12 protein-coding genes are annotated in these 12651 nt (G+C 36.7%); 11 read left to right on the plus strand and 1 reads right to left on the minus strand.

All coding sequences use genetic code 11. The features are described from left to right. Positions 1 to 1548 (minus strand): response regulator, encoded by a 1548-nt coding sequence (locus tag ACH2AZ_RS11005; RefSeq protein WP_394907880.1) that lies wholly within the window; start codon positions 1546 to 1548, stop codon positions 1 to 3. A 34-nt stretch (positions 1549 to 1582) separates the two neighbouring features. On the opposite strand from ACH2AZ_RS11005, the gene ACH2AZ_RS11010 reads away from it, so the two are divergent. The 11 genes from ACH2AZ_RS11010 to ACH2AZ_RS11060 all read left to right on the plus strand — a co-directional run bounded on the left by ACH2AZ_RS11010 (position 1583) and on the right by ACH2AZ_RS11060 (position 12642). Continuing rightward, positions 1583 to 2803: an HD domain-containing protein gene (locus ACH2AZ_RS11010; RefSeq protein ID WP_394907881.1), complete on the plus strand. Its 1221-nt coding sequence runs from the start codon at positions 1583 to 1585 to the stop codon at positions 2801 to 2803. Between the two features lie 34 nt (positions 2804 to 2837). After that, positions 2838 to 3860, plus strand: coding sequence for a UDP-3-O-(3-hydroxymyristoyl)glucosamine N-acyltransferase (gene lpxD, locus ACH2AZ_RS11015; protein ID WP_394907882.1), 1023 nt, complete (start codon positions 2838 to 2840; stop codon positions 3858 to 3860). Positions 3861 to 3871: 11 nt separating this feature from the next. Further along, a complete protein-coding gene (locus tag ACH2AZ_RS11020) occupies positions 3872 to 5263 on the plus strand; it encodes a bifunctional UDP-3-O-[3-hydroxymyristoyl] N-acetylglucosamine deacetylase/3-hydroxyacyl-ACP dehydratase (RefSeq protein WP_379046504.1) in 1392 nt (463 codons plus the stop codon). Positions 5264 to 5267: 4 nt separating this feature from the next. Then, positions 5268 to 6050 carry an acyl-ACP--UDP-N-acetylglucosamine O-acyltransferase gene (gene lpxA, locus ACH2AZ_RS11025; protein ID WP_147860781.1) on the plus strand — a complete coding sequence of 261 codons (783 nt, stop codon included), beginning with the start codon at positions 5268 to 5270 and terminating at the stop codon, positions 6048 to 6050. Positions 6051 to 6058: 8 nt separating this feature from the next. Further along, on the plus strand, positions 6059 to 6622 hold the full coding sequence (gene efp, locus ACH2AZ_RS11030) for an elongation factor P (RefSeq protein WP_394907883.1): 564 nt from the start codon (positions 6059 to 6061) through the stop codon (positions 6620 to 6622). Next, positions 6622 to 7557, plus strand: a complete 936-nt coding sequence (locus tag ACH2AZ_RS11035; protein WP_394907884.1) for a UDP-3-O-(3-hydroxymyristoyl)glucosamine N-acyltransferase — start codon at positions 6622 to 6624, stop codon at positions 7555 to 7557. The genes efp and ACH2AZ_RS11035 overlap by 1 nt, the downstream gene beginning before the upstream one ends. Next, positions 7550 to 7918: a nuclear transport factor 2 family protein gene (locus ACH2AZ_RS11040; protein ID WP_394907885.1), complete on the plus strand. Its 369-nt coding sequence runs from the start codon at positions 7550 to 7552 to the stop codon at positions 7916 to 7918. The genes ACH2AZ_RS11035 and ACH2AZ_RS11040 overlap by 8 nt, the downstream gene beginning before the upstream one ends. Before the next feature lie 104 nt (positions 7919 to 8022). Then, positions 8023 to 8895, plus strand: a complete 873-nt coding sequence (gene sucD, locus ACH2AZ_RS11045) for a succinate--CoA ligase subunit alpha (protein ID WP_379046492.1) — start codon at positions 8023 to 8025, stop codon at positions 8893 to 8895. A gap of 140 nt (positions 8896 to 9035) precedes the next feature. After that, the gene (gene fabG, locus ACH2AZ_RS11050; RefSeq protein WP_147860786.1) at positions 9036 to 9782 is read left to right on the plus strand and encodes a 3-oxoacyl-[acyl-carrier-protein] reductase; all 747 of its coding nucleotides are present in this window, start codon (positions 9036 to 9038) and stop codon (positions 9780 to 9782) included. A 4-nt stretch (positions 9783 to 9786) separates the two neighbouring features. Then, a complete protein-coding gene (locus ACH2AZ_RS11055) occupies positions 9787 to 11817 on the plus strand; it encodes a hypothetical protein (protein WP_394907886.1) in 2031 nt (676 codons plus the stop codon). Positions 11818 to 11826: 9 nt separating this feature from the next. Then, positions 11827 to 12642, plus strand: coding sequence for a prohibitin family protein (locus ACH2AZ_RS11060; protein WP_394907887.1), 816 nt, complete (start codon positions 11827 to 11829; stop codon positions 12640 to 12642). Positions 12643 to 12651 lie beyond the last annotated feature (9 nt).

The raw sequence follows: 12651 nt of genomic DNA on the forward strand, positions 1-12651 counted from the left end.
TTATCGGGGTGAAAAAACAGCAAACGGAATAATCATTTCTTCTAAAGATACACCACCGTGTTGGTAGGTGTTTCTGTAATAACTTACATAATGATTATAATTATTAGGATAAGCGAAAAAATAATCAGACTTGGCAAAAATAAACGAACTACTCATATGTATGCTAGGCAAACCAAATTCTTTCGGGTTTTTAACCGCGATAACCTCTTTGTCTTGGTAAGAAAGACTCTTACCGGTTTTGTAACGCAAATTTAAACTGGTGTTTTTATCGCCAATAACCTTTGACGGATTTTTGGCGTTAATGGTTCCATGGTCGGTGGTGATGATGAGCTGGAATTTCTCTTGTTGCGCACGCTGAATCATCTCAAGTAAAGGGGAGTTCTTAAACCAACTTTCGGTTAAAGAGCGGTACGATTTATCGGTTGATGCTAGCTCTTTTATCACTTCCATTTCTGTCTTGGCGTGCGATAGCATATCTACAAAATTGTAAACAACTGCCGTTAGGTCATTATTCTTTAACTGCTTAAAATCTTCTACCAACTTTTTACCACCTTTTAAACTGGTTATTTTGTGATAGTCCATGACAAAGTCCAAGCCTAAGCGTTTCATTTGTGCTTGTAAAAAATCTTTTTCATGAAGGTTTTTTCCTCCTTCGTCGGTGTCATTAAGCCACCAGTCAGGGTGTAGCTTTTGCATATCGGCTGGCATGAGTCCAGAGAACAAAGCATTTCTAGCATATTGCGTAGCTGTAGGAAGAATACTATAAAAAGAGTCTTCTTGTATTTTTTTAAAATATTTGTTTATTAGCGGCTCAATACTTTTAAATTGATCGTAGCGCAGGTTGTCTATTACAATAAGCAAGGTGGGTTGTTTTTTGCTTAAAATAGGAGCAATTCTCTGTTGAAACAAAGTATGCGATAAGGTTGGTGCATCTTCACCGTTTAGCCAGTTTTTATAGTTTTTATCAATAAACTTAAAAAATTGATTGTTGGCCTCAGTTTTTTGAGACTCTAAAATTTCAATCATCCCGCTGTCCTCAATATGCTCTAACTGCAGTTCCCAATACACGAGTTTTTTATATAAATCTACCCATTCTTCGTGGGAGTTGATCATATTCATATCCATAGCAATTTTTCTAAATTCTTGCTGGTAGCTGGCTGTGGTTTTTTCGGAAATTAACCTAGAATGATCTAAAATCTTCTTTAAACTAAGTAAGATTTGATTGGGATTTACGGGCTTAATTAAGTAGTCGGCGATTTGGGCTCCAATGGCTTCTTCCATTATATACTCCTCTTCACTTTTGGTAATCATAACCACAGGTAAGTTGCTCTTTACGGATTTTATTTCAGATAAAGTCTCTAATCCCGTTATACCAGGCATATTTTCATCTAAAAGCACTACATCAAAATTATGAACAGCAACTTCTTCTAAAGCTTCGGCCCCGCTTTGACAGGTAGTGATTTGGTATCCTTTTTTTTCTAAAAACAGTATATGAGGTTTTAATAAATCAATTTCATCATCAATCCAAAGTATGCTAATTTTATTCATATATGTATATTTGCGTTTAATTAAAATCGTTTACTTGAACAATACAAACAAACTTAAAATATTTAACGACCCAATTTACGGATTTATTACTATTCCAAATGAGGGTATTTATGATATTTTAGAGCACCCATACTTTCAACGCTTGCGCAGAATTTCGCAAATGGGTATGTCTTATTTGGTTTATCCAGGTGCACATCACACCCGATTTCATCATGCCTTAGGCTGCATGCATTTAATGCGAAAAAGTATAGAAGTACTTCGTTTTAAAGGTGTTGCCATAAATGAAGAAGAAGAGAATGCGTTGCTTATTGCGATACTGTTACACGATATAGGCCACGGTCCTTTTTCTCATGCTATGGAACATTCAATCGTAGAAAACATTGATCACGAATGGATTTCCTTGCGTTTTATGGAGGCTTTAAATCAAGAATTTAACCAAAGTTTAACGCTGGCCATCAAAATTTTCAAAGGTGAATACCATCGTAAGTTTTTCAAACAATTGATTGCGAGTCAACTGGATATTGACCGCCTTGATTACCTTAAGCGAGATAGCTTTTATACCGGTGTAGCAGAGGGCAACATAAACAGCGAGCGTATTATTAGTATGTTAAATGTAGCCAATGATGAGTTGGTAATTGAGCAAAAAGGAATTTATTCGGTAGAAAAATTTTTGGTAGCTCGTAGGCTGATGTATTGGCAGGTTTATTTACACAAAACCAGTTTAGGAGCCGAGCAACTGTTAATTCGTGTGCTTAAACGCGCAAAAGAATTGGTAGCTCGTGGCGAAAAATTAAACGCTAGTGAAGCCCTGCATTTTTTCTTGAACCACCAAGTTACTACCACAAGTTTTGATACCGATGTTTTGAAACGATTCAGTAATTTAGACGATATAGATGTTTTGGCTGCAATGAAATCCTGGAAAAATCATCCAGATTTTGTTTTGCAAAATCTTTGTAGTATGCTATTGAATAGGGATTTGCTTAAGGTGAAACTGAAAAATAAACCCATTGGAAAGAAAAAATTGGCAGCCAAAAAAGAAAGCTTAATGCAGAAATATGGTATTTCGGCACATGAAGCGGAATACTTTGTTTTTCATGGTAAAGTGAGTAATTTGGCTTATGATAATCACCAAGCCCCCATAAAGATTATGTATAAAAACCACAAGATTAAAGACGTAACTGAAGCTTCAGATCAACTGAATTTAAAAGCTTTGGCCACTCCGGTTTTAAAATACTATATCTGTTATCCAAAATAATCAGAAATTAACAATTTTTTATATTTTTGTCAGAATGAAATTTACTGCACAACAAATAGCCGAAATATTAGAAGGAGAAGTCGAAGGTAATCCCTTGGTAGAAGTTTCTAGTCTTTCGAAAATAGAAGAAGGAAAAAAAGAGAGTCTTACTTTCTTGTCTAATCCTAAATATGAAGCTTACTTGTATACCACACAAGCTAGTATTTGTATTGTGAATAAATCGCTTGAATTGCAAAAGCCAGTGAGCGCTACTTTAATCCGTGTAAACGATGCATACAAGGCATTTACACAGTTGCTTACTTATTACAATGAGGTAAAATTAAGTAAATCTGGAATTGAACAGCCACATTTTATTGGTGAGCAGTCGAGTTATGGTGAAGAAGTGTTTATTGGTGCGTTCTCTTATATTGGAAATAATGTGCAAATAGGAGATAAGGTGAAAATTTATCCGCACGCCTATATAGGAGATAATGTGCGTATAGCCGATAACAGTATTGTATTTGCTGGAGCTAAAATATATTCAGAATCGGTTATTGGTGAAAATTGTGTTATCCACGGAGGGGCTGTAATTGGTTCAGATGGTTTTGGTTTTGCTCCCGATGAAAAAGGAGAGTATCAAAAAATACCTCAAATAGGCAATGTAATTTTAGAAGATAATGTAGAGGTTGGTGCAGGAACAACCATTGATCGCGCAACTTTGGGTTCAACAATTATCCGTAAAGGGGTTAAGCTTGATAATCAAATACAAATTGCTCATAATGTAGAGATTGGCGAGCATACCGCTGTTGCAGCTCAAACAGGAATTGCTGGTTCGACAAAAATAGGTAAACATTGCCTTATTGGGGGGCAAGTAGGAATTGTAGGCCATATTAAAATTGGAGATAGAGTAAAAGTACAGGCCCAAACGGGAATAGGTAGAAATGTAGATGATGATGAGGTACTGCAAGGTTCACCAGCGCTTGGTTATAATGATTTTAATAAATCTTATGTACATTTTAAAAATTTACCCACTACTATAAAAAGAATTAACAAAATTGAAAAAAAGCTTAAAGATTAAGCCTTATTACTATGAAACAGCAAACAATTAAAAGAGAAGTTTCTCTAAAAGGAGTGGGCTTGCATACAGGAAAAGAAGTAGAGCTTACTTTTAAACCAGCTCCTGCAGGTCACGGGTACGTTTTTAAGCGTAAAGACTTAGAAGGTCAACCGCTTATTGAGGCAGACGCTAGTTATGTAAACAACACCCAGCGAGGAACTTCGTTAGAAAAAAACGGCGTGCAGATACTAACCTCTGAACATGTTCTAGCTGCTTGTGTAGGATTACAAATTGATAACTTATTAATTGAATTAAATGCTAGTGAGCCACCTATTATGGATGGTTCATCAAAGTATTTTGTTGAGGCTTTAGAAGAAGCAGGAATAGAAGAGCAAGAAGAGGAGCGCGAGTATTACACCGTGAAAGAAGTTATTTCTTATAAAGACGAAGAAACGGGTAGTGAAATTATGCTTGTGCCGTCTGAAGAATATCAAGTGACTACTATGGTAGATTTTGGCACCAAAGTTTTAGGGACTCAAAACGCCAGTATAGATAGCATTAAGGAGTTTAAAAAAGAAATAGCCGATTCAAGAACTTTTAGTTTTTTACATGAAATCGAAATGCTTTTGGATAATGGTCTTATTCGCGGTGGCGATTTAAACAATGCCATTGTGTATGTAGACAAAGAGTTATCTCAAGAAACTATGGGTAAACTGCAACAGGTTTTTAATAAGGAGAGCATATCTGTTAAACCCAATGGTATTCTTGATAATCTTACTTTACACCATCCTAATGAAGCTGCAAGACATAAGTTATTAGATGTAATAGGTGATTTAGCTTTGATAGGAACACCGATTAAAGGGAAGGTAATAGCTAATAAGCCTGGCCATAAAATCAATACCGAATTCGCCAAGAAGGTAGCTAAGAAAATTAAATTAGAACGTCGCAATAAGGTTCCCCAAATCGATTTGAATTCCACTCCGCTTATGGATGTGAATCAAATCATGAAAATGTTACCGCATAGACAGCCTATGCTGCTTATCGATAAAATTTTTGAACTAAGTGAAACCCATGTGACTGGGGTTAAAAACGTGACCATGAACGAAGAGTTCTTTAAAGGTCACTTTCCTGGAGCGCCAGTTATGCCAGGAGTTTTAATTGTAGAAGCCATGGCTCAAACAGGGGGGATATTAATTTTAAGCACAGTGCCCGACCCTGAAAACTACTTGACATATTTTATGAAAATAGATAATGTCAAGTTCAAGCAAAAAGTAGTCCCTGGCGATACACTAATTTTTAAATGTGATCTAATATCACCCATAAGACGCGGGATTTGCCATATGCAAGGTTATGCCTATGCTAACGGTAAGTTATGTGCAGAAGCCGAATTAATGGCACAAATTGTAAAATCTAAAGAATCTTAAGATTATGAATCAACCCTTAGCATACGTACATCCGGGAGCTAAAATAGCGAAGAATGTTGTGATTGAGCCTTTTACAACCATACATAACAATGTGGTTATAGGAGAAGGCAGTTGGATAGGATCTAACGTAACCATAATGGAGGGCGCAAGAATTGGTAAAAATGTGAGTATTTTTCCAGGTGCGGTTATTTCTGCTGTTCCACAAGATAAAAAATTTAACGATGAAGACACGTTAACAATTATCGGAGACAATACAACTATTAGAGAGTGTGTTACCATTAATAGAGGGACCTCAGACCGAATGAAGACCGTAATTGGTGAGAACTGCTGGATAATGGCCTACTGCCACGTGGCTCACGATTGTGTGGTGGGCGACAACTGCATTTTTTCAAATAACAGTACCTTAGCTGGGCATATTACCGTAGGTGATCACGTTGTGCTGGCCGGTATGGCTGCAGTACAGCAATTTTGCAAAATAGGAAGCCATGCTTTTATTACCGGTGGCTCTTTGGTTCGCAAAGACGTTCCTCCATTTGTAAAAGCGGCACGAGAACCTTTATCTTATGTAGGAATCAATTCTATTGGCTTGAGAAGAAGAGGGTTTTCTACCAAAAAAATAAGGGAGATACAAAATATTTATAGAATATTGTACCAGAAAAATTATAATAATTCTCAAGCAGTGGCAATAATAGAAGCCGAAATGGAGGCCACACCAGAGCGCGATGATATTTTAGAATTCATTAAAAATTCACAGCGAGGCATCATGAAAGGATATTTCTCAAATTAAAATTAACTATGGCAACAACAAGCGATATTAGAAACGGACTTTGTATTCGATACAATCACGATATTTATAAAATTGTAGAGTTTTTACACGTAAAGCCAGGAAAAGGGCCTGCTTTTGTAAGAACCAAACTTAAAAGTGTTACTACTGGTAAAACATTAGATAATACTTTTTCGGCAGGGCATAAAATTGATGAAGTGCGTGTAGAAACGCATAAATTTCAATTTTTATATCAAGACGGTGAATTCTATCACTTTATGAATACCGAAGATTACACCCAGATTAGATTATTAGAAGCGGCACTAGATGCTCCTAAATTACTTAAAGAAGGAGAGGTGGTAACCGTTTTAATCAACACAGAAGATAACGCACCACTTTCTGTTGAAATGCCTCCGCATGTAGAACTTAAGGTGACCTTTACAGAACCAGGGGTTAAGGGTAATACGGCCACAAACGCCACAAAACCTGCAACGGTTGAAACCGGAGCCGAAGTAAATGTCCCATTATTTATTAATGAAGGCGACATGATTAAAATAGAGACAGAAAAAGGCACCTATAAAGAGCGTATTAAGTAATGCAGTTTCCTAAGCCTTACACTTTGGCGCAAATAGCTTCTATTTTAGACATAGAGTTTTTGGGCGATGCGGAATTTCCAATTACCGGTATCAACGAAATTCACGTTGTTACTCCGGGTGATATTGTTTTTGTAGATCACCCTAAATACTATGATAAAGCATTGCAATCTCAAGCTAGTGTGGTTTTAATAAATAAAAAAGTAGACTGCCCAGCAGGTAAGGCGCTGTTGATCTCTAAAGATCCTTTTACAGATTTTAATCGCTTAACCCAACACTTTAAGCCTTTTCAAAAATCATACGATTCGGTAAGTAAAACCGCCAAAATAGGAAATAATACCATTATCCAACCTAATGTTTTTATAGGTAATCATGTAAAAATTGGCTCTAACTGTATAATTCACAGTAATGTGAGTATTTATGATCATACCATAATTGGCGACAACGTAGAAATTCACGCTAACACAGTGCTGGGAGCCGCAGCTTTTTATTATAAAAATAGACCAGAAGGTTTTGATCAACTTTTATCGGGTGGTCGGGTTGTCATAGAAAACGATGTACATATTGGAGCATCTTGTACCATAGATCGAGGTGTATCTGGAGATACTATAATTCAACAAGGTGCTAAATTAGATAACCAAGTGCACGTAGGTCACGATACCCAAATAGGTAGGAAGTGCCTTATTGCCAGTCAAACTGGTATAGCCGGTTGTGTGGTGATAGAAGATGAGGTTACCCTATGGGGCCAAGTTGGTGTGAAAAGCGATGTGGTGATTAAAAAGAAAGCTGTTGTGATGGCGCAATCAGGTGTAGGTAAAAACCTAGAAGCGGGTAAAAGTTATTTCGGTTCCCCAGCAAAGGAAACAAGAACAGCTTATCGAGAAATGGCAGCATTAAAAGATTTATCAAGCCCAAAAAAAGCAAAATCCAATGAGTAAAAACAAAAAGCAACGTATCAAACAATTATTAGAGTCTTCTTTCTATAAAAATCCCGATGCGATGAAAGAATTTTTAGCTCCTGAAATTAAAATAAAATGGATGAGTGCTCAAGGAACGCAGCACTTGGGGTATGAAGCCTTTCAAAATAAAATTGAGCAAATGGGCAAATCGTACGAAGAGCTTAATGCCGATTTTTCCCATTTAATTGAAGAAGAAGATACTGTAGCGGGTAAATTTACTTTTTGGATGACTACCATCGAGAATCCAGATGAGGTAGATCCCGTAGCTACCTTCATGTTATTAGCAAGATTTGAGCAGGATTTGGTAACCGAGTTAGAGTTGATGAGTGTTTTAAATTAATTGATTCATAGGCTGTATAATCAGTCCTTTAAAAAGAAGTCATTTTCTTTTAGAGTTTCAAGTAAAAAGTTAAATTTGCAAGACAATAAATTCAAGAACAAATTATGAGTGTTTTAGTAAATAAGAATTCAAATATAATCGTACAAGGTTTTACTGGAAGTGAAGGTACTTTCCACGCCGAACAAATGATAGAATATGGTACCAATGTAGTAGGAGGAGTTACTCCTGGTAAAGGAGGGCAAAAGCACTTGGGTAAGCCAGTATTCAATACAGTTGCTGAAGCGGTAAAAGAAGTGAATGCAGATACCAGTATTATTTTTGTACCGCCGGCATTTGCAGCCGATGCTATTATGGAGGCAGCCGATGCAGGAATTAAGGTAATTATTACTATAACCGAAGGGATCCCTGTAGCCGATATGATTAAGGCTTCAGATTATATCAAAGATAAAGATTGTAGACTTATTGGTCCTAACTGCCCAGGAGTTATCACTCCAGGTGAGGCCAAAGTGGGTATAATGCCAGGTTTTGTTTTTAAACCAGGAAATGTAGGGATTGTTTCAAAATCAGGTACTTTAACCTATGAGGCAGCAGACCAAGTGGTAAAAGAAGGTTTAGGTATTACTACTGCAATTGGTATTGGAGGAGACCCTATCATTGGAACTACCACCAAAGAAGCGGTAGAATTATTGATTAATGATGAAGACACCAAATGTGTGGTAATGATTGGTGAGATTGGTGGTCAATTAGAAGCCGATGCAGCAAAATGGTACAAAGCTAGCGGTTCTAAAAAACCAATCGTAGGTTTTATTGCCGGAGAAACTGCTCCAGCAGGAAGAACAATGGGTCACGCAGGTGCCATAGTAGGAGGTAGTGAAGACACTGCTCAAGCTAAGAAGAAAATTATGAGAGAATGCGGGATTCACGTAGTAGATTCACCAGCAGAAATCGGTAAAAAAGTAGCCGAAGTAATGGGCTAATTTTTAACTGAAATAAAGAATAAACCCTGCTTAAAACAAAGCGGGGTTTTTTTATTGAAAAACTTAAATAGATTATTATATTTGAGCAAAGTATTTTATTGCTCAAGGCTAAATACTTAGATAAATCAAACTTAAAAAGCATGAAATTATTAGCAGGTAAAAACGCAATTGTTACAGGAGCAAGTCGTGGTATAGGTAAAGGTATTGCCTTAGCCTTTGCTCAACAAGGCGCCAATGTAGCTTTCACCTATAGCTCATCAAAACAAGCAGCCGAAGAACTCGAAAAAGAATTACAAAGTTTAGGTGTAAAAGCCAAGGCTTACCAAAGTAATGCAGCCAATTTTGAAGAAGCTCAAAAACTGGTAGAGCAAGTTAATGAAGAATTTGATAGTATAGACATTCTTGTTAACAATGCAGGTATTACTAAAGATAATCTGCTCATGCGTATGAGCGAGGCAGATTTTGATAAGGTGATTGAGGTGAACCTAAAGTCTATTTTTAATATGACCAAAGCGGTACAACGTACTATGTTGAAACAACGAAAAGGAAGTATCATCAATATGAGTTCTGTAGTAGGTGTGAAAGGAAATGCTGGTCAAGCTAATTACGCAGCTTCTAAAGCAGGAATGATTGGTTTCTCGAAATCTATAGCCCTTGAGTTAGGAAGCAGAAATATTCGTAGTAATGTGATTGCGCCTGGTTTTATTGAAACTGAAATGACCGATAAATTAGATGAAAAGACCGTTGAGGGTTGGAGACAGGCTATACCTTTAAAAAGAGGTGGGTCACCCGAAGATATTGCAAACGCATGTGTTTTCCTTGGGTCTGATATGAGTGCATACATCACCGGACAAGTTATCAACGTTGATGGCGGGATGTTAACCTAAAAGCATGAGCTTAATTACTGTATTATTTTTAGGAATAGCCGTATTGCTAAGCGCTGTAGCAGCATTGGGGTTATATTATTTTCCTAGAAAGAAAAAAAGCGTAAAACACTGGAAATATTTTAGTGTCTTACGCTTTTTTACGGTATTGGTAGGATTGATTTTACTTATCAATCCCAAGTTTGAACAAAACCAAGTTCGTGTTGAAAAACCAAACTTGGTAGTGGTTTCCGATAATTCTAAATCGGTACGCTTTTTAAAGGGAGAAAAACAAGCAAAAAGAATTTTACAAGAAATACTTCAAGACCAAGAGATCAAAGAGGCATTTAACGTTAAATCTTTTACCTTTGATGAAGAATTGCATTTTTCTAGAACACCAGAATTTACGGGGAATGCAAGTAATCCAGGTAAGGCCTTAAAGCAACTTGCACGTTTATACCCAGAATCCAACGCTCCACTTATTTTAATTACAGATGGCAACGCTACCCAAGGTACACCACCTGTTTATGCTGCCCGTAAATACCAAAGCGAAATATTTCCGGTTGTGGTAGGAGACACCACCCAACACGCCGATGTATACATCGATTTGCTCAATGTGAATCCGTATGCTTTTTTAGACCAACGTTTTCCTGTAGAAATATTTGTTAACTATCAAGGAGACGCCAGTGTTCAGTCTAAATTGTTAATCAAAAAAGGTACGCGAGTGGTACATGAGACAAAGCTGAGCTTTAGCGCCGATAAGCAGGGAGAACAAGTAGAGATTATGCTGCCAGCCAAGCGTATAGGTAAACATAAATATACTACTTCTATCACTCCTTTAAATCAAGAAAAAAACATACAGAACAACCAAAGAGATTTTTATATTGAAGTGGTCGACCAGCAATCTAAGGTGTTAATTCTTAGCAGTTTTTTGCACCCCGATTTAGGAGCGCTTAAAAAAAGCATTAATAGCAATAAACAACGCCAAGCCCATATTAAAATAATCGATGAGCTAAAACAAGATGATTTAAGCGAATACACCAACTTTGTTCTGTACCAACCTAATCAAAACTTTGAATGGGTATTTGATTACTTAGATAAAACTCAAAAAAATTATGTATTGATTGGGGGTACAAAAACAGACTATAATTTTCTAAATGGGATTCAGTCTTCTTTCCGGAAAGAATTAAAAATCAATCAAAATGAGGAGTTTCAAGCGCAATTGAATGAAAACTTCTCTTTGTATCAACCCAGTAAAATCAATTTTTTAGATTATCCGCCTTTGAGCGATCAATTTGGCGAAATAAGTAATTTGGGCAAGGGGCAGGCCTTATTGCAACAAAACATAAACGGGGTTGCTACACAGCAACCTGTAGTTTACTTTGTGGATAGTGGGCAACGTAGAATCGGACTTGTTTTTGGAGAGAATTTATGGCAGTGGCGTGTAAAGAATTTTGCTGATTTAGCAAATTTTGAAGCATTCGATTTGTTTATAAACGACATAATACAATTTCTAGGCGATAACAATCGCGGTGAAAGACTTAAGGTCGAAATGAAGACGATTTTTAATCAAGGCGAGCCCATTAGAATGCAAGCACAGTATGTAGATAAAAACTATCGAGAAGACGCTCAAGCTACGATAAATCTTCGAGTGGTGAAACAAGAAGATGATTCTATACAAAATTACAGTCTAAATTATGTAGATGGCAATTATGTGACCAATTTAGGAGCGCTTGCTCCTGGTTCTTATACTTTTACCGCCCAAGTAGAGGGTGAAAATAGCTTGCAAACCGGTGATTTTGTGGTAACTGCCTTTGATATAGAAGAGCAGTTTAACCATGCGCAAGTAAGCGAACTTAATAAGATTAGCGATACCTTGTATTACAGTGAAGATTTTTTATCTTTAAAAACAAAACTACTTCAAACAGATGTATACAAACCAGTACAACGCACGCTTACTAAAAAAGTAGAATTAATAGAATTCAAGTGGCTTTTAGCCTTGTGGGTGTTGTTGCTAAGTCTAGAATGGTTTTTAAGAAAATATAACGGATTAACTTAAATATTAAAAATGGAAAAATTACCTAAAATTGCTTTACCTGCTATATTTATTGGTGTAGTGGTATTAATTATTGTATTTAAATCAACGGTTACAATCGGCTCAGGAGAGGCTGGAGTGCTTTACAAAACTTTTGGCGGAGGTGTGGTTACAGATGAACCCCCGATGGGTGAAGGCTTTCACTTTGTTGCGCCGTGGAATGATGTTTTTATTTATGAGGTGAGACAACAAGAAGTCTTCGAAAAAATGAAAGTGCTTTCTAGCAATGGATTAGAGATAAAAATTGATGCATCGGCTTGGTTTCAACCCATTTATGGAAAACTAGGTAAATTACATCAAGAAAAAGGCGAAGATTATACGCAACGTGTATTATTACCAGCTATTCGCTCTGCAGCACGTAGTGTGGTAGGTAGATATACACCAGAACAATTATATGCCTCGAAGAGAGATGCCATTCAAGAGGAAATCTACACCGAAACCGAAAACATTGTAGATGACCAATACATACAGCTCAATGAAATTTTAGTGCGTGATGTAACTTTGCCTCCTAGTATTAAAGATGCGATTGAACGTAAATTAAAACAAGAGCAAGAATCTTTAGAGTATGAGTTTAGACTTACTAAAGCGACCAAAGAAGCCGAGCGTCAAAAAATTGAAGCGGAAGGTAAGGCGCGTGCAAATCGTATTTTAAGCGAATCCTTAACCGATAAGGTTTTACAAGAAAAAGGAATTCAAGCAACTTTAGAGTTAGCGCGTTCAAATAATGCCAAAACAGTAATTATTGGAGGTGGTGAAACCGGAATGCCAATAATTCTCAATGACAAATAATAATAATTT

The organism is uncultured Mesonia sp., from assembly GCA_947499595.1.
In the GTDB taxonomy this organism is placed as follows: Bacteria; Bacteroidota; Bacteroidia; order Flavobacteriales; family Flavobacteriaceae; genus Mesonia; species Mesonia sediminis.

What these genes read in the sequence shown, in the direction of transcription:
- fabG (WP_147860786.1), top strand. Translation starts at nt 9,036, where the DNA reads ATGAAATTATTAGCAGGTAAAAACGCAATTGTTACAGGAGCAAGTCGT.
- ACH2AZ_RS11020 (WP_379046504.1), top strand. Translation starts at nt 3,872, where the DNA reads ATGAAACAGCAAACAATTAAAAGAGAAGTTTCTCTAAAAGGAGTGGGC.
- lpxD (WP_394907882.1), top strand. Translation starts at nt 2,838, where the DNA reads ATGAAATTTACTGCACAACAAATAGCCGAAATATTAGAAGGAGAAGTC.
- ACH2AZ_RS11060 (WP_394907887.1), top strand. Translation starts at nt 11,827, where the DNA reads ATGGAAAAATTACCTAAAATTGCTTTACCTGCTATATTTATTGGTGTA.
- ACH2AZ_RS11040 (WP_394907885.1), top strand. Translation starts at nt 7,550, where the DNA reads ATGAGTAAAAACAAAAAGCAACGTATCAAACAATTATTAGAGTCTTCT.
- ACH2AZ_RS11055 (WP_394907886.1), top strand. Translation starts at nt 9,787, where the DNA reads ATGAGCTTAATTACTGTATTATTTTTAGGAATAGCCGTATTGCTAAGC.
- ACH2AZ_RS11005 (WP_394907880.1), bottom strand. Translation starts at nt 1,548, where the DNA reads ATGAATAAAATTAGCATACTTTGGATTGATGATGAAATTGATTTATTA.
- sucD (WP_379046492.1), top strand. Translation starts at nt 8,023, where the DNA reads ATGAGTGTTTTAGTAAATAAGAATTCAAATATAATCGTACAAGGTTTT.
- efp (WP_394907883.1), top strand. Translation starts at nt 6,059, where the DNA reads ATGGCAACAACAAGCGATATTAGAAACGGACTTTGTATTCGATACAAT.
- lpxA (WP_147860781.1), top strand. Translation starts at nt 5,268, where the DNA reads ATGAATCAACCCTTAGCATACGTACATCCGGGAGCTAAAATAGCGAAG.
- ACH2AZ_RS11035 (WP_394907884.1), top strand. Translation starts at nt 6,622, where the DNA reads ATGCAGTTTCCTAAGCCTTACACTTTGGCGCAAATAGCTTCTATTTTA.